General features: G+C 45.8%; 19 protein-coding genes. 7 read left to right on the forward strand and 12 right to left on the reverse strand.

Features of this window, described 5'->3' with window-relative positions:
- Positions 1–351: 351 nt before the first annotated feature.
- The 3 genes from CLV25_RS05230 (at position 352) to CLV25_RS05240 (ending at position 6,054) form a co-directional block, all read left to right on the forward strand.
- The gene (locus tag CLV25_RS05230; RefSeq protein ID WP_131838580.1) at positions 352–3,183 is read left to right on the forward strand and encodes a TonB-dependent receptor; all 2,832 of its coding nucleotides are present in this window, start codon (positions 352–354) and stop codon (positions 3,181–3,183) included.
- A gap of 105 nt (positions 3,184–3,288) precedes the next feature.
- Positions 3,289–4,797 (forward strand): hypothetical protein, encoded by a 1,509-nt coding sequence (locus CLV25_RS05235; protein ID WP_131838581.1) that lies wholly within the window; start codon positions 3,289–3,291, stop codon positions 4,795–4,797.
- A 108-nt stretch (positions 4,798–4,905) separates the two neighbouring features.
- Positions 4,906–6,054, forward strand: coding sequence for a transglutaminase domain-containing protein (locus CLV25_RS05240; protein WP_165876993.1), 1,149 nt, complete (start codon positions 4,906–4,908; stop codon positions 6,052–6,054).
- Between the two features lie 9 nt (positions 6,055–6,063).
- Here the strand turns inward: CLV25_RS05240 and CLV25_RS05245 are convergent, their stop codons facing one another.
- The 3 genes from CLV25_RS05245 to rocD form a co-directional block, all read right to left on the reverse strand.
- A complete protein-coding gene (locus tag CLV25_RS05245) occupies positions 6,064–6,321 on the reverse strand; it encodes a hypothetical protein (protein ID WP_131838583.1) in 258 nt (85 codons plus the stop codon).
- Positions 6,322–6,791: 470 nt separating this feature from the next.
- Positions 6,792–8,834 (reverse strand): M13 family metallopeptidase, encoded by a 2,043-nt coding sequence (locus CLV25_RS05250; RefSeq protein WP_131838584.1) that lies wholly within the window; start codon positions 8,832–8,834, stop codon positions 6,792–6,794.
- A gap of 233 nt (positions 8,835–9,067) precedes the next feature.
- Positions 9,068–10,318, reverse strand: coding sequence for an ornithine--oxo-acid transaminase (rocD, locus tag CLV25_RS05255; protein WP_131838585.1), 1,251 nt, complete (start codon positions 10,316–10,318; stop codon positions 9,068–9,070).
- 355 nt (positions 10,319–10,673) lie between these two features.
- Between rocD and CLV25_RS05260 the strand changes: the two genes are divergently transcribed.
- Positions 10,674–11,360, forward strand: coding sequence for a response regulator transcription factor (locus tag CLV25_RS05260; protein WP_131838586.1), 687 nt, complete (start codon positions 10,674–10,676; stop codon positions 11,358–11,360).
- Positions 11,361–11,445: 85 nt separating this feature from the next.
- Here the strand turns inward: CLV25_RS05260 and CLV25_RS05265 are convergent, their stop codons facing one another.
- From CLV25_RS05265 to CLV25_RS05305, 9 genes are all read right to left on the reverse strand, one after another.
- Complete coding sequence (locus CLV25_RS05265) at positions 11,446–13,341, reverse strand: glycoside hydrolase family 13 protein (RefSeq protein WP_131838587.1); 1,896 nt, start codon at positions 13,339–13,341, stop codon at positions 11,446–11,448.
- Positions 13,342–13,558: 217 nt separating this feature from the next.
- The gene (locus tag CLV25_RS05270) at positions 13,559–14,575 is read right to left on the reverse strand and encodes a hypothetical protein (protein ID WP_131838588.1); all 1,017 of its coding nucleotides are present in this window, start codon (positions 14,573–14,575) and stop codon (positions 13,559–13,561) included.
- A gap of 207 nt (positions 14,576–14,782) precedes the next feature.
- The gene (locus CLV25_RS05275) at positions 14,783–15,217 is read right to left on the reverse strand and encodes an FMN-binding protein (protein ID WP_131838589.1); all 435 of its coding nucleotides are present in this window, start codon (positions 15,215–15,217) and stop codon (positions 14,783–14,785) included.
- Positions 15,218–15,311: 94 nt separating this feature from the next.
- Positions 15,312–16,613 carry a hemolysin family protein gene (locus tag CLV25_RS05280; protein WP_131838590.1) on the reverse strand — a complete coding sequence of 434 codons (1,302 nt, stop codon included), beginning with the start codon at positions 16,611–16,613 and terminating at the stop codon, positions 15,312–15,314.
- A 440-nt stretch (positions 16,614–17,053) separates the two neighbouring features.
- Positions 17,054–17,464 carry a nucleoside diphosphate kinase regulator gene (gene rnk, locus CLV25_RS05285; RefSeq protein ID WP_131838591.1) on the reverse strand — a complete coding sequence of 137 codons (411 nt, stop codon included), beginning with the start codon at positions 17,462–17,464 and terminating at the stop codon, positions 17,054–17,056.
- Positions 17,465–17,548: 84 nt separating this feature from the next.
- Positions 17,549–18,031, reverse strand: a complete 483-nt coding sequence (locus CLV25_RS05290) for a hypothetical protein (RefSeq protein WP_131838592.1) — start codon at positions 18,029–18,031, stop codon at positions 17,549–17,551.
- Positions 18,032–18,149: 118 nt separating this feature from the next.
- Entirely contained in the window at positions 18,150–18,524 is a 375-nt protein-coding gene (locus CLV25_RS05295; RefSeq protein WP_131838593.1) for a hypothetical protein, read from the reverse strand.
- A gap of 209 nt (positions 18,525–18,733) precedes the next feature.
- Complete coding sequence (locus CLV25_RS05300) at positions 18,734–19,429, reverse strand: hypothetical protein (protein WP_131838594.1); 696 nt, start codon at positions 19,427–19,429, stop codon at positions 18,734–18,736.
- A gap of 312 nt (positions 19,430–19,741) precedes the next feature.
- Positions 19,742–20,761 carry a DUF6588 family protein gene (locus tag CLV25_RS05305; RefSeq protein WP_131838595.1) on the reverse strand — a complete coding sequence of 340 codons (1,020 nt, stop codon included), beginning with the start codon at positions 20,759–20,761 and terminating at the stop codon, positions 19,742–19,744.
- Positions 20,762–20,901: 140 nt separating this feature from the next.
- Here CLV25_RS05305 and CLV25_RS05310 point away from each other — a divergent pair, with 140 nt between their 5' ends.
- The 3 genes from CLV25_RS05310 (at position 20,902) to CLV25_RS05320 (ending at position 23,363) form a co-directional block, all read left to right on the forward strand.
- Positions 20,902–22,176 carry a replication-associated recombination protein A gene (locus CLV25_RS05310; protein WP_131838596.1) on the forward strand — a complete coding sequence of 425 codons (1,275 nt, stop codon included), beginning with the start codon at positions 20,902–20,904 and terminating at the stop codon, positions 22,174–22,176.
- An 11-nt stretch (positions 22,177–22,187) separates the two neighbouring features.
- Positions 22,188–23,006 carry a 3-deoxy-8-phosphooctulonate synthase gene (kdsA, locus tag CLV25_RS05315; protein WP_131838597.1) on the forward strand — a complete coding sequence of 273 codons (819 nt, stop codon included), beginning with the start codon at positions 22,188–22,190 and terminating at the stop codon, positions 23,004–23,006.
- Positions 23,007–23,075: 69 nt separating this feature from the next.
- On the forward strand, positions 23,076–23,363 hold the full coding sequence (locus CLV25_RS05320) for a YciI family protein (protein WP_131838598.1): 288 nt from the start codon (positions 23,076–23,078) through the stop codon (positions 23,361–23,363).
- Positions 23,364–23,465 lie beyond the last annotated feature (102 nt).

Consider the following 23,465-nt stretch of genomic DNA (forward strand, 5'->3'; position numbering starts at 1 on the left):
GTATTGGTTGGGTTAATTCTACATTATATTCAATCTTTTTTATCTGTTTTAATGACGGAATGTGCTTTGTTATTCCCCTGTTACTTGTATGTTAAGATGATGGTGTTGTGCTTAGCTGTAACTAAGCTCTACTAATGGGAGGATTGATATAAACGCCTTGCTGATTGTTCGTAATCCTACTCGCAGACGAATTATTTATGGCTTAGGGATGATTATTTTGTGGATTGAATATTACCTAAACGATATCCATCGCCCTTTATAATTAATCATTTGATAAATCCGTTTTAAGCTTCAATTCTTGTTAGAGCCGTTTTTTTGTGGTGTAAATAAACATCACTAAAGAAGCTTTACATGAGAAGTTTTGATCTGAAAGTTGCTCTATTATTTCTGATTACTTTCCTTTCATTAAATGCCAGCTCGCAGCAAGGTGGTAGGTGTACCATTAAGGGTGTGGTTAAGGACAAGGTAACTTCAGAGACTCTTATTGGTGCAAACGTAGCCATTAAGGGGCTACCTAAAGGTTCGACAACCAATATCAATGGAGAGTTTGAAATTGCAGTTACTCCAGGAACGTATGTATTAGTAGTAAGCTATATTTCCTACAATAAGGTAGAAACCGAAAAAATTCGTGTTGTGGCTGGTAAGCCTTCCGAGGTTAATATCCTGTTGGAACCCGAATCTAAGGCAATAGACGCTGTGGTGGTAAGCCGCAAACGAAGGGCTAACACCGAAATGTCGATGATTACCACCATGAAGGCATCTTCGTTGGTAATGAGCGGCGTGTCGAGCCAGCAAATTGCTAAAACGCAGGATAGGGATGCTTCGGAGGTGGTGCGCCGTATTCCGGGGATTTCAATCATCGATGGTAAGTTTATTGTAATTCGTGGTCTCTCGCAGCGGTATAATAATGTGTGGATGAATGGTGCGGCGGTGCCCAGCTCCGAGTCGGACTCTCGTGCCTTTTCGTTCGACATGATCCCCAGCTCGCAGCTCGAGAATATAACCGTGGTAAAGTCGCCAGCACCAGAGTACCCTGCCGATTTCTCGGGTGGTTTCGTTCAGATTAACACCAAGGATGCCTCGGAATCGAACTCGCTGGAGCTCAGCTACGGCACCGGAATCAACGACCAAACGCAGTTCAAAAGCTTCAGGGTTGCACCAACAGGAGGTTTAGATTTCTTAGGATTTGATGATGGAACCCGAAGCCTCAAAGGTATTGTACCCTATCGCCTCAATAATGATGCTGCAAGTAACGCTTCGCAAATAAACGAGGTTACCCGTAACGGGTTTAACAACGATTGGAGCATAGATAGCTACAAGTCGTTTAAACGTCCCGACCAACGCTTCTCGCTAATGCTAAACCGTAAGATCGGCGTAGGTGACGATAGAAATATCAACCTTTCGTTTGCTGCCAACTACAGCAACAGCTACAAAGCGCTCCACAACATTGAGAATGCGCTAATTGGCTCGTACGACATCGTAAACGATCGTCCCAACTACTTCTTTAAGTATACCGACAACCAGTACAACGCCGAGAGCAAGGTAGGTGCAATGCTAAATCTTACCTATGCGCTAAGCAGCAAGTCGTCGATACAGCTACGCAACGTCATCAACCAGTCGGGGCGTAACAGGCTTACCGAGCGTGTCGGCGAGCAGCTCAACAGCGGGTACTACCAGGAGAAGCAGGAGTTCCTATACACCAGTCGTCTTACCTATTCGGGTCAGCTTTCGGGGAACCATAATTTGGATGAAAAAGGGAAGTTTGATTGGAACTTAGGCTACTCGCTCTCCAACAAGAATCAGCCAGATAGAAGAACCATCTCTCGCGACCGTAACATCAACAACCCGAACGAGCCCTTAGAGATCGACTTTAACGACACCAAGCGCCTTTTTGTCGACCTTAACGAGAACGTTTACTCGGGGGCTGCCAACTACCAGTACAGGATTACGCGCTTGGGAAGCATTCTCCCAACGCTTAAGCTTGGAGCATATGGCGAGTACAAGAACCGCGATTATAATACCCGATCGTTCTACTACATACTAAATGAAACCTCAGCCAACCAATCGCTAAAGTACCAGTCCAACGAGGAGGTCTTTCAGCAAAGTAACTTTGGTACCAGTAGCATTTACGCCTACGAGGATACTCGTAATACCGACAACTATAAAGCGGATAATACCCTTGGTGCTGGATATGTAGGAATTAATATCCCGATAAAGAAGTTCAACATCTACGGTGGTGTGCGCTTCGAGAACAACAGGATGAGCGTTACCAAGTACGTTTCGATGGACCCAACCGACTTTAGCACCAAGAAGACCAGCTACACCAAGTCGGATCTCTTTCCATCGCTAAACACCTCCTACAATATTAGCGATAAGCAGCTTGTGCGCTTAGCCTATGGGGCAACGGTAAACCGTCCAGAGTTCCGCGAGCTATCGCCATCAACCTACTACGACTTTGAACTCTTTAGCTTCGTAAAGGGTAACGAGAACCTGAAGACGTCGTACATCCAAAATGTTGACCTACGCTACGAGGTTTACCCTACCCCAGGCGAAATGCTCTCTGTAGCCCTCTTCTACAAGAACTTTAAGGATCCCATCGAATCGACCTACTTCGAGAATGCTGGTGGCTACACCTACTCGTACACCAACGCCAAATCTGCTAACAATCTAGGTGTAGAGGTAGATATGAAGAAGGATTTGGGCTGGTTAGGGATGAAGAACTTCTCGCTATCGGTAAATGCCGCTTACATCTACAGCCGCGTAGAGTTCGATAAGGGCAACACGCTGGAGCATAGTCGTCCAATGCAGGGGCAGTCTCCCTATCTGGTAAATACGGGACTTTTCTACCAAAATAGTAAGAATACGCTAACCTGTGGATTGCTCTACAACGTCATCGGAGAGCGAATTGTAGGGGTTGGCAGAAGGGTTGAGGGCAATCCGAACATCTCGGTTCCCGACATCTACGAGCGCCCCCGCAATCTGATCGATTTTACCTTTAACGTAAAGCTAAGCAAGTACATTAACCTTAGCGGTGCTGCAAAGAACCTGCTAAACGAGGATGTCGTTCTGGAACAAAAGGCCGAGTTTACCGATGCCAGCGGCGTATCGCAAACCCGAAATCAGGTAAAGCAAAAGTATAATCCGGGACGCAGCTACTCGCTCTCGCTAGGAATTAGGCTATAGAGAGTGAGTAGGGAATAGGGAGTAGTGAAAAAGATGTCCAACATCTAAAGTCTAGTATCTAGAATCTAACAAAACAACAATAACCAAATTTTAAAACCGAAAGCAATGAAAAAGATGCTTACAAAGATTAACCTTGTAGCTGCAATGATGGTAATGCTGGCACTTGTAACCAGCTGCAGCAAGGACGATGATTCACCTGTAAATCCTATTGTACCTGGTGATGCCATTGCCTGGAATGGAACAGCTATTGGCGATGGATCGAATGCCTTCGAGGTAAAGGGAAAGTATGTAATCAAGAAGGGCGTTTACTCGCTAAAGGGATGGGTTTATGTAACCAGCGGATCGGAGCTTTACATCGAGCCGGGAACCATCATCAAGGGCGATAAGGCCACCAAGGCTTCGCTTATTGTAGAACCAGGTGGAAAGCTTTTTGCCGAAGGAACCCAAACCCAGCCAATCGTATTTACCTCGGCACAAGCGCCTGGTAGCCGTAAGCCCGGCGATTGGGGTGGTTTGGTAATTCTAGGTAAGGCCAAGAATAACATTGGCCAGATGACCATCGAAGGTGGCTTGCGTACCCAGCATGGCGGTACCGACGATAACGATAACTCGGGTAAACTACGCTACGTGCGCATCGAGTTTGCCGGTTACCCTTTTGCAACCGATCAGGAGATTAACGGTCTTACCCTTGGATCTGTAGGTAGAGGCACAACCATCGATCACGTTCAGGTATCGTACAGTAATGACGACTCTTTCGAGTGGTTTGGTGGCAGCGTTAACGCTAAGTATCTTGTTGCCTACCACGGTTGGGACGATGACTTCGATACCGACAATGGCTTCTCCGGAAAGATGCAGTACATGCTTTCGGTTCGTAACCCTAAGATTGCCGACAAGTCGGTTTCTAACTGCTTCGAGTCCGATAACAACGCGAGCGGAACGGCTGCCGAGCCTTTTACCTCTGCCGTATTCAGCAACGTTACCATTATTGGCCCCATCGGACAGGCTGCCGACTTTGCCAACACCACCACCTACATCAACGGAGGTAGCGTAAACCCCAACAATGGCTCGGCTTTAGGCCAGTTTCAGGCAGCCATGCAGATTCGTAGAAACTCTCGCCTAAACATCTTTAATACCGTTGCTGCGGGTTACCCGGTTGGCATCATGGTAGAGAACGATAAGGGAAGCGCAACTCAGGCAGCTGCTACTGCCGGAAACCTTACCGTTCAGAACGTGGTATTTGCAGGAATGACCATTCTTGGAAGCGACAAAAACAAAACCTGGTTAGACCAGCTGTCGACTGATGGAACCAACCTCGATGCCACTAAACCATCGTTCTCCAATGGCTACTTCTCGCGCGCAGGCGGTAGCAATAGCAACCTTGCCGCGATTGCCGATATGAAGATGAAGCAGCCCAACAGCATGGTCGCAAGTCCAAACTTCGGCCCAATGGCAGGTAGCCCGCTTGTAGGCAAGAGCAACCTGTTTACCAGCGCGCTTCTTCAGGATGCATGGTTCGATAAGGTTGACTTTATTGGAGCATTCAAGAGCGATGCCGATGCCGACAACTGGTCAAAGGGTTGGACTAACTTCGATCCTCAGAACACCGTTTACTAGTGTTGTTTATAAAGCGAATCTGAAATTACATTTCAGAGAATTGGGCGGGGAGAATATATTCTTCCCGCTTCTATGCATTGGTATACTTTGCCATGCTATATTTGGCATATGAGGCAGCTTGCAGCTATAGTAGGTGTAATTCTTATTGGCCTTTCGGGCTATGCGCAGGGCAACCGAAAGGTCGACCGCTTTGTGCACTCGCCCTCAGTGGCTCGTATCAACGATGCCGACTCGCTATCGGCGCTTATTGCCGAATCGTTTGGGCGCGAGTCGGACCGCCTACGCGCCGTGTACGGTTGGATATGCTCCAATATCGAATACGATGTAGCGCGTATGGCAAACCCTATTAGCTACCGTGGCGATTCAACAGTTAAGGTTACGCTCGCAAAGCGGAAGGCAATCTGCTCGGGCTATGCCGATCTCTTTATCAACCTATGTAAGCGGATTGATATTAAGGCCTACTACGTTTCGGGGTACACCCGGCAGGATGGGGGAGTGGTCGATCAGGATCATGCCTGGGTGGCCGTGCGGCTAAAGAACGGGCAGTGGAAGCTCTTCGACCCCACCTGGGGGGCTAGTACCTGGCAGAATGGCGAGCTGGTTAAGCGGCTTTCCTTTGGGTACTTCATGCAGGAGCCTGCCGATTTCGTCAAATCGCACATGCCCTTCGACCCGATGTGGCAGCTGCTGTACCAGCCCATAACCACGGCGGAGTTTTACGGGCAAAAGGTGGCGAAGGATGCCAACTACCTCTTCAACTACAGCGATTCGATATCTGCCGATCAGGTGCTGCCCGAGCCACAGATGTACGCCAACGCGATGCGCCGGATGGAGTGGGCGGGGATCGGGAACGAGTCGTCGGCCCGCTACTATGCGCTCCTGAAGCGCGAGCTGGCATTCGCTCTAGAAGCCGAACGGAGGCGGCTATCCGAGATGTGGCTCTACGCCTTCGAAGAGCTGGAGAAGAGCTACCAAACCAGCGTGGAGATGTACGAGCAGCTGCAGGTGCTCAAAACCGACTATGCCAGCCGAGGCGTCTCGGTTAGCCAGCTGCGGTACCAGTCGGACGTGCTGCTGGAGCACAGTAAAAGGTGTGCCGAGGCGCTGGCCGGGCTTCGGTTAAGCGAGCAGTCCGACCTGTCGCTCTGGCGCTCGTTAAGCCAGCGGGTGGCTCGTATGCATAACCTTATTGAGCAGCAGCATGGGCTTATCCTTCAAGCTACGAACCCGAATGCCGAGAAAGGCTCTATTCGGTGATGTTGCGCCCTAGCGCATTTTGAATAGGCTGATGGGGATGTAAATTGGGTCGGCATCGATGCATTTTTGATGGTTGCCGATGCAATTTTGGTCAATGCCCCTTCTCGGAGAATCCTCGTCGATGTAAATTTGGTCGATGGGGGGTACAAATTGTATCGGCATCGATGCATTTTTGATGGTTGCCGATGCAATTTTGGTCGATGCCCCTTCTCGGAGAATCCTCGTCGATGTAAATTTGGTCGATGGGGATATAAATTTGGTCGGCATCGATGCATTTTTGATGGTCGCCGATGCAATTTTGGCCGACGCCTCCTCTCGGAGAACCCCCGTCGGTACAAATTCGGTCGATGGGGGTATAAATTTGGTCGGCATCGATGCATTTTTGATGGTCGCCGATGCAATTTTGGCCGATGCCCCCTCTCGGAGAACCCCCATCGGTGTAAATTCGGTCGATGGAGGTGTAAATTAGTCCGGCAGTTGTGTAAAATAGTCCAGTGGGTGTGGAAATTCCTCCAATTGATGTGCAAATTAGTCATGTGGATGTGCAAATTCATCCGATAGGTGTGAAGATTAGTCAGACAGCTGTGCAAATTCATCCGGTGCTGGTGCAATTTGATCAGATACCCCCTCTCGGAGAAGCCCCATCGGTACAAGTATGGTACTTGTTAATGGTGCGAAAAACAAGAAAGGGGCACCCGTTGCCGGATGCCCCCATTTGTATAGCAGCTGCTAAAATGCTACCAAACCCTTGCTCTATCAGCAGGTGCTATGTAGAGCGGATCGGTAGGCTTTATGTCGAATGCCTTATAGAATGCGTCGATGTTGAACACGGCGCGGTTTACGCGGGCAATGGCAGGGGAGTGAACGTCCTCCTTTAGGCGGCGCATAAGCTCCTTATCGCGCATCTTCTGGCGCCAAACCTTAGCGTATCCTAGGAAGAAGCGTTGCTCTGGCGTAAACCCGTCGATAGCGGCAGGGCGCTTCTTGCCCTTTAGCGATAGCTGGAAGGCATCCCAGGCGATGTTCATACCGCCGTTGTCGGCAATGTTTTCGCCAAGGGTTAGCTCGCCATCAACATGTAGGCTGTCGAGCACCTTGAAATTGTTGTACTGGTTTACCAGAACCTTGGTGCGCTCGGTAAAGTTCTTGGCGTCCTCGTCGGTCCACCAGTTAATCATGTTGCCATCTGCATCAAATTGCTTTCCTTCATCGTCAAAGCCGTGGGACATTTCGTGAGAAATTACCATGCCAATGGCTCCGTAGTTTACGGCATCATCGGCATCTAGGCCAAAGAATGGTGGCTGAAGAATAGCTGCAGGGAATACGATTTCGTTGTTAAGCGGGTTGTAGTAGGCGTTTACGGTTTGTGGGTACATGCCCCATTCGGTAATGTCAACGGGTTTGCCGTACTTGTTGAGGTTTTCGCGAATCTGGAAGCGGTTTGCAGCTAGTACATTTTCGAAGTATGAATCACGGCTGATCTCCATTGATGAGTAATCCTTCCACTTGTCGGGATAGCCCACCTTTACCATAATCTTGCTAAGTTTATTGATAGCCTTTGCCTTGGTTTCGGCGCTCATCCAGTCTACATTTTGGATGCGGATCTTGTACGCTGCTTTTAGGTTGTTCACCAGCTCAACCATGCGCTGTTTTGCTTGAGGTGGGAAGTGCTTTTGCACGTAGAGCTGGCCGATGGCTTCGCCTAAATCGGCATCAACCTCGTTAGAAATTCGCTTCCAGCGTGGCGATAGCGTCTTTTGGCCCGATAATGCCTTCCCGTAAAACTCGAAGCTGGCGTTTACGAAGTCGCTGCTGAGCGTTGAGGCCATGCTGCGAGTGATGTTCCAGGTTAGATAGTCCTTCCAAGCCTGAATAGGGGTAACCTTTAGCAGGCTATCAACCGTAACAAAGAATTTTGGCTGCATAACCACCACCTCGTCGTTCGACAGGTTAAGCCCTAGGCTCGAGAAGTACTGGTTCCAAGGGAAAGACCCGTTTTTGCTGCAGAATTCTGCGGTTGGTACAGGGTTGTAAAGGGCTACCATATTCCTGTTCTCCAAGCGGGTGTTCGATGCAATAGCTAGGTTGTATTCGAGGGTGTAAATGTTGTTTACAGCTTCAGCTGCCTGTGCCTCTCCATATCCGAGAAGAATAAAGCATTTTTTGATTAGCGCTTTATAGGCTGCCTGGAGTTCCTTGTTGTGAGGGGTGTCCTTAACGTAGTAGTCACGGTCGGGCATCCCAATGCCGGCTTCCGCTAGGTACATCTTGTAAATACGGCTGTTCTTGAAGTCTTGCTCTACGCCACCACCAAATAGAGCGCTAATACCATGTAGGTGAAGCTGTGTAATTGCGATTGCAAGGTCGTTATTGTTCTCGATTTGGTTGATTTGAGCAACGTACTTTTTGATTGGTTCAGCGCCCAACTTCTCTATTCGGGTGCTATCCATACCCGAAGCGTAAAAGTCTCCAATCTTTTGGGATGGAGTTCCCTTAGGTGCGTTGGTTGTTGCAGCAGCCTCTAAAAGGATGTTCTGAACATCCTTAATGCTATTCTCGCGAAGGATGTCGAATGCACCATACGAGGTTTTGTCGTCAGGAATATTCAGGTTCTTAAGCCATCCTCCGCCGGCGTATTCAACAAAGTTTACGCCTGGGCGTACCTTTTTATTCATGTCGACAGCATCCAGCGCTTTGCTTTTTACTTCGGGCTTGTTGCCGCAAAATGCTACCGTCGAAGGAGCCAAGGCAAGTAGCACCAGTAAATACTTGTTCTTCATTCGTTAATGTTTTATGAAAATTGTGGGTATACCACCCGCTAAACTAGCTATAAAGACGCTCCTAATGGCGAAACGTTACAGTGTTAATTTACAATTGTCTGCTTTTTTATAATCTTAGCCAAATAGGATGAGTATTAGGCTATACAACAAGAAATGAAGAAAGCCATTCCTTCATAACGGGAATGGCTTTCATGGTTAATAATAGATGTGTAGCAGTTTGTAGTTTGTCTTTATTATTCGATAGGCTGTTTGCCGTTTTCGATATCCTTAAATGCTAGCTGGATAAGAGAAATGGCCTCTCTGATCTCTGCTTCTGTAATAACCAATGGAGGCGCAAAACGGATAATATTACCGTGGGTTGGCTTGGCCAGAACACCTCTATCGCGCATAGCAAGACAAACATCCCATGCTGTCTTCCCATTCATATTCTTAATGACGATTGCGTTTAGCAGACCTTTCCCTCTTACCAATTCGATCATTGGAGAGTCGAAGTTGCGCATTTCGGTGCGGAAGATTTCTCCTAGTCTGGCTGCATTATCAGCAAGTTTTTCTTCTTTTACAACCTCTAGTGCTGCAATAGCAACTTTGGCTGCAACTGGGTTACCCCCAAAAGTAGAACCGTGCTCGCCTGGCTTGATGCATAGCATGATGTCGTCGTTAGCAAGTACGCACGATACCGGCATAACGCCTCCTGAAATAGCTTTCCCTAAAATTAGAATGTCGGGATGAACACCTTCGTGATCGCAGGCAAGGAGCTTACCTGTACGGGCGATGCCGGTTTGAACCTCATCGGCCATAAATAGAACGTTCTTCTTCTTACAAAGATCGTAAGCTGCTTTTAGGTAGCCTTCGTCTGGTACGAAAACGCCTGCTTCGCCCTGAATAGGTTCTAGAAGGAACCCGGCAACGTTGGAATCCTCCAATGCTTTCTCGAGAGCGGCTATATCGTTGTATGGAATTTTTTCGAATCCGGGGGTGAATGGGCCAAATCCCCCATACGATTCAGGGTCGTTCGACATGGAAACAATGGTAATGGTTCTTCCGTGGAAGTTCCCCTCGCATACAATAATCTTTGCCTGGTCCTCTGCAATGCCTTTTTTTACGTATGCCCACTTGCGGCAAAGCTTAAGCGCTGTTTCGTCGGCTTCAGCGCCAGTATTCATTGGAAGAACCTTGTCGTATCCAAAGTAGCTGGTGACGAATTGCTCAAATTCTCCAAGTACGTTATTAAAAAATGCGCGAGAGGTTAGGGTCAGCTTTTGTGCTTGCTCTACCATTGCGTTTACGATCTTTGGGTGGCAGTGGCCTTGGTTTACAGCAGAGTAGGCCGATAAGAAGTCGAAGTATTTTTTCCCTTCAACATCCCACATATATATGCCTTTTCCTTTTTCGAGAACAACGGGTAGCGGATGGTAGTTATGTGCTCCGTACTTTCCTTCTCTTTCGATAAAGTCTTTACTGGTTAGTTTAGTCGTAGTGTCCATTGTGGTTTAGTTTAATTTGACGCAATCTATGAAAAATTAGCATCAATTAGAATAAAAAAAGTTTTTTTTGATGTAAAATTTTGTAATTGAATTACAAATTGCAATCTATTTGGTTGTGAATCATTTTATATTGTAAGCGATGTCCACCCGCTTGTTTAGAAAATAAAGATCCTTTAATTTAATAGTAGCAATTGTTTGCTAATCAATATGTAATCTATTAATAAGAGAGTAGCGTGGCTTATCCATCTATAAAAAAGAATGGAAAACTAGAATTATTTTAGCTAATTGTTAACTTTAGGGTAACATTCTTTTGGTAGAATTGTACTGGAAACAAAAACTTACATACAACCAGAATATGGGTGAAGCGCAGCAAAAAATTCTTCTTGTTGATGATGAAAACGATATCCTTGAATTCGTAGGATATAACTTGAAAAAGGAGGGCTTCGATGTTTATACGGCAACAAATGGAAGAGAGGCTATTCGTTTAGCATTGGATGTTAGGCCGCAGCTTATTATTCTTGATGTAATGATGCCGGAAATGGATGGCATAGAAACATGCGAGGAAATGCGCAAAATACCAGAACTCTCTACTTCCATTATAGCATTCTTAACCGCAAGAGGCGAAGATTATTCGCAAATAGCAGGTTTTGAAGCAGGTGCTGACGATTATATTACGAAGCCAACCAAACCTAAAGTTCTTGTAAGCCGAGTAAAGGCGCTGTTAAGGCGCGTTGAACATGTAGGCGCTACAGAAGCAATCGATCGTAGTGATTCATCCATAGTTATAGACAAGTCGCGCTATATTGTGGTTAAGAATGGTGTTGAGATGGAACTCCCTAAAAAAGAGTTTGAATTACTTGCGCTTTTATACTCTAAGCCTCAAAAGGTGTTTACCCGCGAAGAAATCTTCAACACCATATGGGGCGACAACGTAATTGTAGGCGATCGTACTATCGATGTTCATATTAGGAAACTTCGTGAAAAAATTGGGGATGAGTATATTAAAACAATAAAGGGAGTTGGATATAAGTTTGTTGATTAGGCAGGTACGAAAATAGTGCTATGATATGCAAAAGCCCATTCAGCATTTTGAATGGGCTTTTGCATATGTAGTAGGAGGGTATTGCTTACTTAGATATTAGTACCATAGATTCTTTTGGTCCTAGTGTTACTACAAGTTTCCCCTTTACTGGTTTTACGCTTTTGCCCTTCAAAAGGCCATTGGTGTAACTGTTTTTTTGGAGGGCAGGAATGCTCACAGTTTTAGGTTTATTAGAGAGGTTGAAAACTGCTATAGCCTCTTTTTTTTCTAGATTACGGCTATAGGCAAGGATTCTGTTAGCCTCGTCGGTTATGAGGTATTTTAGCGAACCTCTAACTAGAACTTCGTTGCTTTTTCGCATAGATATTAGCTGCTTGTAAAGGTAGAAAAGAGTAGAGTCGAAGGCTACCTTATCAACGGGTTTCTGCATTCCGAGTGGGTGCACAACCTCATCGTCGAACTTGTAATCGGGCCAAATTAGAGGTTTGCGGGTGTCCGGGTCATCGCAGCCCCACATTCCCATTTCATCTCCATTCCATATTTGGGGTGAGCCTAAAAAGGTGTACTGATGCACAAGTAGCTGTTCCATGATTTTGTAAGTTGCTGCATCGGGTTTATTTACCTTGTAGGTTGAGTCGTCAGATGGTTTTGCGTTGAACTTGTACAGTCCTTTATTGTATAGCGAAGTTGAAAGACGAGGGGAGTCGTGGCTGCTGGCCATATTCATGTAGGCTCTTGCCACCTCGGGACGAACGGTTTTGAATATGGTGTCCATTTGAGAAATGAACTCCTTTATCGGCATGCTATTGGGAGAGTCGTTGAAAAAGTGGCGTGCGGTGCGGAACCAGCGGTAGTTCATATTGGCATCGAATACATCGCCTTTAAGGAATGGACGTGGGTCTAACAGCTTGTCGGGCCATGCCTCCCACCAAACTTCGCCAATTAAATACATCTCAGGATTGATGTTGCGGGCTACCTCGCGAAAATCTCTCCAAAAGTTAAGCGGAAGTTCGGCTGCTACGTCGAGTCTAAAGCCATCAACGCCGTCTTCTGGGTTACCGTCGTTGTTTGGATCGGCCCAGCGCTTTATAATGGCAAAAATGTGCCGTTTAACCGCATCGCTATAGATATCGCCTTCGTAGGCTTTTAGTGCAGCGTTGCTTTGGTGAACCGTTTCCCTTATTTCTGGTAGCGATTTCGTTCCAAACCAACCTTGGTAATCAAATTCGTTTTCGGGGGTAGCGGGATTGTCGAAACGGGTGATAATGTACCAATCCTTGTATGGTGAATTTTTACCCTTTCGGAGCAGGTCTTGGAAGGCCCAAAAGTTGGTTCCTGTGTGGTTCCAAGAGTAGTCGAGAATGATGCGAATGCCGCGCTTGTGGGCTTCTTCTATAACCTTGAGGAATAGCTTATCAGCATTTGTCCATACCCATTCACTAGGATTGTCATAGTTCTCAAAGTTCATCGCTTCTCCATCCTTTTGAGGGGTTGGACCAAAGTTACGGTCTATATGATGCCAGAATGCTGCATCGTACTTATGTAGCGAAGGTGCATCGTTTAAAGGGTTAAAGAAGATGGCATTTATGCCAAGCTCTTTTAGATAGTCGAGTTTGTCGAGAACGCCTTGAAGGTCGCCACCATAGCGGCGGAACTGAACCTTTGATGTAAAGCTCATGTTTGGATCGCTGAAGTTTGCCATCCAGCTATCTTGCTGATACCAATCTTGAGTCCAAGGTGTAATCTTCCATCCTGTAGGAACTTCGTGGGTGACGTAGTCTTTTATATTTTCGGGTGTGGGATCATTATTAGGATCGCCATTGCGAAATCGTTCTACAAATATTTGATACCAAATTGCTTCTTGAGCCCATGTTGGAACGTGTGTGAGCCTCTCGTTGGGGTGGTCGTTTGGATCTGAGGTTTGTGCAAACGCTGCTACTGTAAAGCATAGGCACAAAAGGGCAAGTAGCTGCTTTTTCATTTTGAGTGTTCTTTAAAAATTTTAAAGGTGGCAAGCCAAATTACGGTCTAATATAACTATTCTCCCAAAGAAAATCTATCTAGCTTTCATTGGCAAGTTCTTTATTTGTAAAGCTTGCTTAGATGTTCGTAAAGCGAAATTGGAGGTTTAAGCGTGTTCACAAAACGAAGAGCCCAGCCTTAAGGCTGGGCTCTTCGTTTTGCTATGAATTGTTCGTTTAGTCTTCGTAGTAGTAGTAGCCATCGTCGTAGTAGCCGTCTTCGCTATCGTAATCTTCTTCTACCTCAAACAGCGGCTCGCTTAGCAAGTCTATGTGAAGGTAAAAGCGAGGTAGCCTTTCTGAAACCCTCCAGCGGTTGCCGCGTAGGTATACGAAGACATTACTGTAGTTATCCCAGTAGATGTTTAGTCTAGGGAAGAAGATCCATCTGCGAACGAAATCGTAATCATCGGCCCAGTAGGGACGGTAGTTTCTAAATGGTCGGCCTATTTGGTGGTTGTGGTATACAGCCACTGGCATATTTCTGTAATGAGGAGGACGTACTCTAATGATACCGGTAAAGTATGGAGCGCGGTATATGCGGGTTTGATGGTAGACTACGTAGCGAGGTTTACCATACCCATATGTTCTCCATTTTTCTACGTGCCTGTTGTCCCATCTGCCTTCATATCGACCTTCGTAGCGATAGCCGTTTCCTCGGTCACCACGGTTGTTATCGTATCGGCGTTCGTAAGTGCCATTTCTACGATCTCCACGATCGTAGTTGCGAGTTTCTACTGTTCGTGTTGTTGTGGTTACGGTTCGATCGGGGCGTCCATATTCAGAGCGTCGCTGTGTTGTAGTCGCTTCGGTATTGCTACGATTTTCAGCAGGTGATGCCGAACGGGTCGTTTCAGTTCTGCTTTCTCGCTGGCTCTGGGTGCGCACCTGTGGAGCTTGTGACGCACTTTGTGCATTGCTGCTTGTTGATCGCTGGTAATCTTGTTGCCTGCTCGATGATTCGCGGCTTCCCTGTTGCGATCTTTCTGGTGTTGATTGTGCTTGGCGTACGGTTTGCGATCGCTCGGAGGAGCGTTCAGAACGTACTGCTGCTGGTGCTTCGCGTTTTACCTCGCCATTAGAGTTAGAGCGAGAGCTGCGACTACTTCTTTCGTTTTGAGCTGCGGCTGCAAATGGGATTATCATTAGGAGCGAGAGTGCAGCTATATTGTTTAGTGTTGATGCTCTTCTCATGATCGTTGTTCTTAAAGGTTGTTGTTAATCTGAGTGACAAACTTTGTTTGATGGCGCCAAAGTAGCTTTATTTTATTGTAGGTCTACTCAATTTTTGTGCCATTTATGACAACTTCACGGAAAAAATGAAATCTTTTTTTGAGGTAGCCGCTGTTTTATAAAAAATGCCGGAGCATGTCCGGCATAGTGCTTTGGGGGTTATATTGGCTACTTTTTTTTCACTTGGGCTGCTTTAAGTGCTTCCTGAAGTGAAGCCTTTAGCATGTTGTACGACCAAGTTGCTCCCGATACGGCATCTACTTTTTCGATGCTCTTCTTTTTTAGGAGCGTTTTAGGATAGGTTTGGACTCCTTCCCAATCCTTCCGGCATTGTTGGATGTACTCGTCGTTGCCTTTAAAGTGCTTTTCGTACTTTTCGTCGAAGACTTCGTTGTGCGTTTTGTCGATAATTCTGAAATCGACGCTAACAATTTGATCGTCTTTAATGGTAACCGTGGTTTGTCCGTAGTAGGGCTCCTGAACGTAAATAGAGCGCGATTCGCCAAAGTAAACGCCATCGTTGTACTTTTTGGGTTTCCCAGTGAGGGCAAATAGGCTGGTGGTTACAGCTAAGAGCGTGCAAATGATCAGTATTCTTTTCATGCTTGTTACGTTTTAAGCTAAGGTTTTCTAGCTATATCATACTTTGCTTATGGAAATAGATTCCTTACTGATGATGCATAAGTGGCTATTTACCCTATGGATTTTCCCGTTTTTTTGATTTTCTGCTTCGCGAGATGAGAATTTTGTCGATTCGGTTCCCGTCCATATCCATAACTTCGAAGGTAAACCCTTTCCAGCTGAACTTGTCGGAGGCTTTAGGAATATCCTTAAAATGGTGCAGCATAAACCCGGCAACCGTGTTGTACTCCTGCTGTATTGGTTCGTAGTCGTCAATTTCGAGAACCTCGATCAGATCGTAGAAAAGCGCTTTGCCATCCACCAGCAGCGATCCGTCGTCGCGGGTAACGATGGTTGGCTCTTCGCTGTCGGTAAATTCGCCCACTAGCTCTTCTAAGATGTCGTTAATGGTTAATATGCCTTCCACCTCGCCGTACTCGTTGATTACAAAGCCGAAGTTGTTGTGGGTTTCGCGGAAGCGTTCCAGCGCCTTGTAGGCTTTTTGGTTGTTAGGGATAAACAGCGCCTCGCGGATGCAGCTTTGGAGTTGGATGGTTTGGTTGCTGGCCAGCTGCTTAAATAGGTCTTTGGTGTATACTACGCCTAGCACGTTGTCGATGTTGTCGTCGCAGATGGGGTAGATGGAGTGCTCCTGGTCTACCATTTTCTGGATGTTCTTTTCTATTGGATCGTCGATGTTGAGCCACGTTACATCGCTGCGAACGGTCATCAGCTTTTCGATGCGGAGGTCGCCAATAAAGAAGACGTTTTCTACAATGTCTTGCTCAATCTCCTGAATGGTTCCGTAGGTGGCTCCCTCCTCAACCAGCGCTTTGATCTCCTCTTCGGTTACCTGCGAGGCCTCTGTCTTTCTAACTCTGAAGAGCTTGATAAAAAAGTCGGTGGTGGTGCCGAGCAGCCATACAAACGGAGCGGTGATGCGCGAGAGCACAATCATTGGCTTAGCGGAAAGCAGCGCAATGGCTTCGGGGTTGGTCATGCCAATTCGTTTGGGCAGCAGCTCGCCAATAACAATCGAAAAAAAGGTAATAATAACAACCACAATAACGATGGCAACGTTGTCGGCGTATACGCTACTCATGCCAAAATCGACGAGGATGTTTTGTATGGCCGACGAGATGGTGGCTCCTCCAAAAATACCGGTAAGAATGCCTATTGAGGTAATCCCTATTTGGACGGTTGATAGGAACTTGTTGGGATGTTCGCTGAGATTGAGCACCTCTTTAGCGGTTCGATTTCCCTTGCGCAGCAGCTCCTCCAGCCTCGATTTTTTTGCCGATACGATGGATATCTCGGCCATAGAAAATAGTCCGTTTAGGACAATGAGGAATGCAATAATTGCTATCTCTTCTACCATTTTGTACTGATGATACTTTTTCTGCTAAAATAGCTTCGAATTGGTAAAAATACTAGCGATGCCCTACTTTTCGTCAATTATGGGAATTGCCCGACCTGCCTGATTTTAGGTTTGTGCTTTTGGGTAGACGTTTGCACCAACACGCAGCCGTGTTTGTACTTTTGGGTAGAGGTTTGTACTAACACGCGGCCGTGTTTGTGCTTTTGGGGCGAGGTTTGTACTAACACGCAGCCGTGTTTGTGCTTTCGGGAGGTGGTTTGTACTTACACGGAGTCGTGCTTGTGCTTTCGGGTAGAGGTTTGTACAAACCTAAAGTTAGGTTAGTTTTTTCTGGTATCGGTTTGTGCTGATAGAGGTAGAGTAGAGACTCCTTGGCTCAAGCATACTACTTGAGCCAAGGAATGCTGCTATTTTTCCCAAAGCATGTTACCGTCTCCATGCTATACGTTATAGTGCCCGGCTGCTTCGGGTTGGTAGACTATTGCATCAATTTTGATTTTTGTAATTCCGGCGGGTACAACCCAATCGATTTCGTCGCCAGCCTTATACCCAATAAGGGCTGTTGCAATGGGCGAAAAGATGGAGATCTTATTTTCCTTTACATTCGCCTGATTGGGATATACAATCTGAAACTCGACTGTCTTCTTGGTATTCAAGAAGCTGATTTGAACGATGGAGTTCATGGTTACCACGTTGGACGGAATACTCTCCGGATCAACAACCGATGCCGATTGAATTTCCTTAATTAGCGTGGCCGCTTCCATTTTGCTAATGGCATTAACCTGCATAGCCTCCTTTAGGCAGGTTTGGATTCTTGTTAGGTCGAGGCTGTTAAGGGTAATTGTTCCCATAAAACTTAGTTTTAGTATAAAAAGAAAAGCATAACACCTGCAGCATTCTGCAGATGTTATGCTTTGTTTACTTCTGCTTTCCTGCTATTGGTTTGCCGTTACTGTAGCATTTACCTTTGATGCCCACTTCTGGGCGAGCTGTAGCTCATCGGTTAGCGATGCGCTATGGTTGGCGCTGAAGAACTCTAGTCGTTTTTCAGCCTCCGAAGGGTTTTTAAATGATACCACGAGGTAGATGGCATCTACAATTGTCGATCCTCCTACGTTTCGGCTGGAATTAAGAACCTTGCAGCTGCTCATATTCGATAGATCTACAGCAAAGTGTTCCTCTGTATCTATTCGTTTCCTTAGGTAAAAAAGAGCTTTAGAGCTGCTGTCGATGCCTATTGCGTAGCTGCTACTCCATACTTCGGTTTCGGATAGCGAAATGTTCTGCTGTTGGGCAAGCTTGACGAAGTTTGATAGGAACTTTTTCTGCTTAGCCTTGCTTGCTCTTATGATTAGTGCGATTGGTATAACAAACGCTAGTACGGTAACTAGTCCGATTATTGCTGATGATAAATCCATTTTATTGCTGTTTAATTGTAAAAAGATGATACATACCTCGGTGAATATATTACCGAAGTACAAATTCCATGGTTACGTTGGCGCTTACACCAACCTGCTTACAAAAAATGGGTTGGATTTACCAGAAATAGCTGAACGGGTAGATGATGTCCGATACGGTTAAGCTGCGGTATATGCGGTACGATCTAAAGATGTATCGGCCGGCTATATGCTTAACCCTTTGCTCGAATGTTGGAGCGTAGCCCCATATGCTAGAGGTGTTTTTAGCACTGTTTTCCGACGATAGACCATGTCCGACAATTGATATAACCTCGTTTTGACGGGGCGTACAGTAGTGGGCCGATTTTCCTTCGGAAAAGAAGTAGTCAGAGTTTTTCTCTTTTGCACTAGAAGATACGTTGGAGAGCAGCGCACCATTATTGTAGCTGGTAGTGCCAACGGATAGTAGCACTACTGCAATAAGTAAAATGGTATGTTTAAGAATGCTCTTCATGGCGCAAAGGTATATCTTTTTATTGTAAAGGCTAATTTTAGGTTGCTGCTGTAAGTCTAGGAATGCTAATGCTTTGTTTGGCTTGACTTATGGGCTAAGGTTGCTATAGTATGGCCATCACCTCAAGAATGATGGCCATTAAAAAGTCAGTCGATATTAGCAATTTATTTCATAACCGAGCGCTTGAGGTCGCCGGGAAGATGCGCTACTCAGGCTTCGTTCATAGCAGCATCTTTTACTTCTTGGCGAACTTTGCTCAAGGCGTAGGCAAGGGTGTACTTCTCTTTTTGAGCAGCATCCTCGCGTTGAAAAATGAGCTTTCCATACTTGTTGATGTACGAAATATCGTCCTGAAGCTGGAGTATTTGCTCTTGGTTTGCCGCAAAAAGATCTTTTTGTTCGGCATAAAGCTTATCCAGCTCTTTTTTTGTAGCAACCAGCTCTTTTCTTTGGCTGTCGAGTTCTTGGATGATGGATTGGTTAAATCCATCATTTTTTAGATGGGCTATATTCTTGGAAATAGCAGTAAAGGTTGCTTCTAGGCCTGTGTAGATGCCTTTAACGTTTTCTTTTCTGATTTCTCTTCGTACTTCGTACAGCTTAAACTGTCCTCTAGGAACAATAAGGCGCTGCTTGTAAAGCGTACAAAGGTCTTCTATTCGGATTGTTTGCTCCTTGATTAGGGATAGCAGCTGGTAGTACCTCTTCTCCGCATTCCTTATCTTAGAAGTAAGGTCGGCAGGTGCTATTTTTATACGGAGATTCTCGATGCTGTGGTTTACCTTAGCGAGGTATTCGCTGTTGAACGATTTCGAGAACGATTTAAAAAGATGGAGGTCGTCTGATAGGTTTTGGAATGCCAACTCCGCAACGCGGATAACTTCGTTGTTTCTCAATTTAGCCATTGCTGAAAAATTTTAGTTTTACTAGAAATATTGTTTGCTTAAAAGCAGATAAAGGAGGCCTGTACGGCCAAAATCATCTTTGGCCCAGCGGTTTTTTGTGTTAAGCATTTTTCTCATATTGCTTGGTTTAAATGTTTAAAGCGTTACTAAAAAAAATGAGGCCGCATCTAAAGCAACGCCTTTAGATGCAACCCTACGTTTTGGTAACGCCACAAATATAGCCCTTTTGTTGAATAGAAAAAATTTGGTTCCAGCAAAAAGCCCATCGGGGATATTCCCGATGGGCTTAATAGTATCTTTAAAATTTAACTACTAGCGGAAAGTAAAGCCTAAACCTGCTGTGTACATCGAGGTGCCAGCATAGGTGTAGTCGCCAAATAGCATAAACACGGCCAATTTAATGCGAAGACCAGCATTAAACATCATACCGGTAGAGGTGTAGCTTAAGTTAAATGGGTCGTTAAAGGTTAGCAGCGACGATGCACTTGGATCTTTGTACAACCCTTTTAATTTGTAGTCGCTCGAGCTGCTGTTATAACCGATGCCACCATAAACGGTAAGTACAGGAATCGACTTCGAAATGAGTAAGCGCGCGGTGTACGATGTTGCATTGGTAGATAGCTCGTGATCGCCATTGCCAGTTGCGTAGGTATTATCGTTCATATCCCACGAAAGCTTATACTTGGTCATTCCCCAGAAAGCTGATAGGTTAAAAGGAACGTGCTTGAAAACTGGTATAAACTCCTTAAACTCGTTACGAAGACCAATGCCCCACAATCCAAAATTACCATTATCACCGAAGCTTAGGTTTGGCACAAAGCGGAAGGCAACATCGGTATGGAAAGGAAGGCCAACGCTAATGTTATAGTTGGCCATTGGCATAACCGGCATGTTAGCACCCTGAGGAAGCTTCATTGAAGTAGCTGCAGTATTTACCCCTGCATATACAGTTGTACCATCAACCTCTTTACCAAGTACGGTAGGTGTAGATGGATTGGAACCTGGAGCAACCTTTAATGTAGAATTGGCCCCTAGCACATCGTTCACATTAAAACTCTTCATCGATGAAGAAACAGGAATTGCCGTAGCCGAAATGGTGATGTCGAAACCTCCAAGCTTGTGGGGTTTTGCAGATGTGTACCATCCGGTATTGAGGGTTTTACCAAACTCTTCACCAAAAGGTCTCATGTATTCTTTTGCCAATAAACTTACATCGCCCTTTGCCTGGTTAAACAACTTCAGCAACTCAGTAATGTCGGTTTGAGCAAAGCTAGGTACGCTAAATGCAATTGCAAGTACAGCCACCAAACATCTCTTTCTTATATTCCTCATGTTAATTATTTTATATTCCGGCACTAAAAGTATAAAAATGATTAGCACCACAATGCATGGTTTAGCATTTTTACAAAATATGCTTACACAAACTAAATATCCGCAAACGATCTGCTATCTTTACCTCAAATAAAATGGACATGGCGAGCAATATACCTCTTGCAGAACGATTACGCCCTCGCAACCTCGATGGGTATGTAGGACAGCAACATTTGGTTGGTCCGAAGTCGGTTTTGCGCCGTTTTATTGAGTCGAAGAATATTCCCTCGATGATATTTTGGGGGCCTCCCGGCGTTGGAAAGACTACGCTCGCCAATATTATTGCAAAGGAGGTCGATCGTCCATTCTACATTCTCAGCGCAATCAATTCGGGCGTTAAGGATGTTCGCGAGGTAATTGAGAAGGCAAAATCTCAGCGCTTTTTCAACACCCCTTCACCAATCCTATTCATCGACGAAATCCACCGCTTCAGCAAGTCGCAGCAGGATTCGCTGCTAGGCGCTGTTGAGCAAGGTATCGTTACGCTGATTGGTGCTACTACCGAGAATCCTTCGTTCGAGGTGATCTCGCCGCTCCTCTCGCGCTGTCAGGTGTACACGCTTAAGCATCTGGAGGAAAGTGAGCTTATTGGCTTGGTGAACCATGCCATAGAGCACGATATTGAGTTAAAGGAGAAAAAGATAAAGGTAGAGGAGTACGATGCCCTGATTCGCTTTAGTGGCGGAGATGCCCGTAAACTTCTTAACATTTTGGAGCTACTTGTTGCCGCCACCGACGAGGTAACCATAAACAACAAGATGGTGGTAGACAAGCTGCAGGAGTCAACCTCCATGTACGATAAGGATGGCGAGCAGCACTACGACATTATCTCGGCCTTCATCAAAAGTATCAGAGGAAGCGATCCTAATGGGGCACTCTACTGGCTTGCGCGTATGCTGGCCGGCGGTGAAGACCCCAAATTTATTGCTCGTCGGTTGGTTATCTCGGCTGCCGAAGACATCGGTTTGGCCAACCCAAACGCGTTGCTGCTGGCAAATGCCACATTTCAGTCGGTACACGTTATTGGGATGCCCGAAGCGCGAATTGTCCTCTCGGAGGCAACGGTGTACCTGGCAACAAGCCCCAAGAGCAATTCTGCCTATAAGGCCATTAACGAGGCTATGGAGTACGTTAGAAATACGGGAAACTTGCCCGTACCGCTTCATCTTCGGAATGCTCCAACTAAGCTGATGAAAAATTTGGGATACGGAAAGGATTACCTTTATCCGCACGACTATCCCTCTAATTTTGTCGAACAAGACTACCTGCCTGCAGAGTCCAAAAACACCAAATTCTTTGAGCCGCAAAATAACTCGAAGGAGAGGGAAATTCGCCAGCGCATGCAGATCTACTGGAAAGAGAAGTACAAATATTAAAGATAACCCCGATGTATTTAAACCTAGAAAAGCTCAAGCATCAGGATAGCGGCAACTTTTTCTTGTTGGCTGGTCCATGTGTTGTGGAGAGCGAAGAGCTAGTGATGGAGGTTGCCGAAAAGATGGTGACCATTACCAATAAGCTGCAGATTCCTTACGTGTTTAAAGGATCGTACCGCAAGGCAAACCGCTCGCGCCTCGATTCGTTTACAGGTATAGGCGACATCAAGGCTCTTGAAATACTTAAGAAGGTAAGCGACACGTTCGATATTCCTGTTGTAACCGATATTCACGATAAGGAAGAGGCTGCTCTTGCCGCTCACTACGTTGATATCCTTCAGATACCTGCATTCCTTTGCCGCCAAACCGATCTTTTGGTTGCTGCCGCACAAACTGGCAAGTATGTAAACATCAAGAAGGGACAGTTTCTTGCTCCCGAGGCTATGCAGTTTGCCGCCAACAAAATCAGAGAAGCAGGCAACGATAAGGTTATGCTTACCGATCGTGGATCTACCTTCGGCTACTACGATCTAATTGTTGACTACCGTGGAATCCCTGAGATGCAGAAAACCGGTTGTCCTGTTGTGCTCGACATCACTCACTCGCTTCAGCAACCCAACCAGTCGAGCGGCGTAACCGGAGGTAAGCCAGAGCTAATAGAAACCGTTGCCCGTGCAGGTATTGCTGTTGGTGTTGATGGTATCTTTATCGAAACGCATCCAGATCCAGCCGTTGCCAAGTCGGACGGTGCCAATATGCTTCGCCTCGACCTGATGGAGAACCTACTGGAGCATCTGGTGGCAATCCGCCAAACAATAAGGAAGTTCTAGTAACTCTAGCATAATAACCCAGGGCAATTGCCCTGGGTTTTCTTTTTTAACCAGTAACCATAAAAAGCAATGTTCATCATCTCATTAGCATACAAGGTGCCTACAAGTGTTGTAGACGAGCATCTAGCCCAACATGTCGAATTCCTAAAGGAGCAATACGGAAAAGGTAACTTCCTGGCCTCTGGGAGAAAGGTTCCAAGGACTGGCGGCATTATCCTATCAAACGTATCGAGCAAGGAAGAGCTAGAGCAGATCATTGCACAAGATCCCTTTAACCAAAACGGCGTAGCAGACTACGAAATAGTAGAGTTTATCCCAAGCATGACCTGTCAAGAGTTCGACTTCCTTAAAGGTTAAAGAACTACTAATTGCTTTATTATATCGTATAAAGACCTCACAAAATGAGCCGGGTCTTTTTTAATTTTATTGGGTTGATGTAACCTTTTTTGAATCAACAGC

The organism is Acetobacteroides hydrogenigenes, assembly GCF_004340205.1.
Lineage (GTDB): Bacteria > Bacteroidota > Bacteroidia > Bacteroidales > ZOR0009 > Acetobacteroides > Acetobacteroides hydrogenigenes.

Excerpts from the sequence above, each read along its gene's own strand:
- CLV25_RS05230 (WP_131838580.1), top strand. The coding sequence starts at position 352 with ATGAGAAGTTTTGATCTGAAAGTTGCTCTATTATTTCTGATTACTTTC.
- CLV25_RS05235 (WP_131838581.1), top strand. The coding sequence starts at position 3,289 with ATGAAAAAGATGCTTACAAAGATTAACCTTGTAGCTGCAATGATGGTA.
- CLV25_RS05240 (WP_165876993.1), top strand. The coding sequence starts at position 4,906 with ATGAGGCAGCTTGCAGCTATAGTAGGTGTAATTCTTATTGGCCTTTCG.
- CLV25_RS05245 (WP_131838583.1), bottom strand. The coding sequence starts at position 6,321 with ATGCCGACCAAATTTATATCCCCATCGACCAAATTTACATCGACGAGG.
- CLV25_RS05250 (WP_131838584.1), bottom strand. The coding sequence starts at position 8,834 with ATGAAGAACAAGTATTTACTGGTGCTACTTGCCTTGGCTCCTTCGACG.
- rocD (WP_131838585.1), bottom strand. The coding sequence starts at position 10,318 with ATGGACACTACGACTAAACTAACCAGTAAAGACTTTATCGAAAGAGAA.
- CLV25_RS05260 (WP_131838586.1), top strand. The coding sequence starts at position 10,674 with ATGGGTGAAGCGCAGCAAAAAATTCTTCTTGTTGATGATGAAAACGAT.
- CLV25_RS05265 (WP_131838587.1), bottom strand. The coding sequence starts at position 13,341 with ATGAAAAAGCAGCTACTTGCCCTTTTGTGCCTATGCTTTACAGTAGCA.
- CLV25_RS05270 (WP_131838588.1), bottom strand. The coding sequence starts at position 14,575 with ATGAGAAGAGCATCAACACTAAACAATATAGCTGCACTCTCGCTCCTA.
- CLV25_RS05275 (WP_131838589.1), bottom strand. The coding sequence starts at position 15,217 with ATGAAAAGAATACTGATCATTTGCACGCTCTTAGCTGTAACCACCAGC.
- CLV25_RS05280 (WP_131838590.1), bottom strand. The coding sequence starts at position 16,613 with ATGGTAGAAGAGATAGCAATTATTGCATTCCTCATTGTCCTAAACGGA.
- rnk (WP_131838591.1), bottom strand. The coding sequence starts at position 17,464 with ATGGGAACAATTACCCTTAACAGCCTCGACCTAACAAGAATCCAAACC.
- CLV25_RS05290 (WP_131838592.1), bottom strand. The coding sequence starts at position 18,031 with ATGGATTTATCATCAGCAATAATCGGACTAGTTACCGTACTAGCGTTT.
- CLV25_RS05295 (WP_131838593.1), bottom strand. The coding sequence starts at position 18,524 with ATGAAGAGCATTCTTAAACATACCATTTTACTTATTGCAGTAGTGCTA.
- CLV25_RS05300 (WP_131838594.1), bottom strand. The coding sequence starts at position 19,429 with ATGGCTAAATTGAGAAACAACGAAGTTATCCGCGTTGCGGAGTTGGCA.
- CLV25_RS05305 (WP_131838595.1), bottom strand. The coding sequence starts at position 20,761 with ATGAGGAATATAAGAAAGAGATGTTTGGTGGCTGTACTTGCAATTGCA.
- CLV25_RS05310 (WP_131838596.1), top strand. The coding sequence starts at position 20,902 with ATGGCGAGCAATATACCTCTTGCAGAACGATTACGCCCTCGCAACCTC.
- kdsA (WP_131838597.1), top strand. The coding sequence starts at position 22,188 with ATGTATTTAAACCTAGAAAAGCTCAAGCATCAGGATAGCGGCAACTTT.
- CLV25_RS05320 (WP_131838598.1), top strand. The coding sequence starts at position 23,076 with ATGTTCATCATCTCATTAGCATACAAGGTGCCTACAAGTGTTGTAGAC.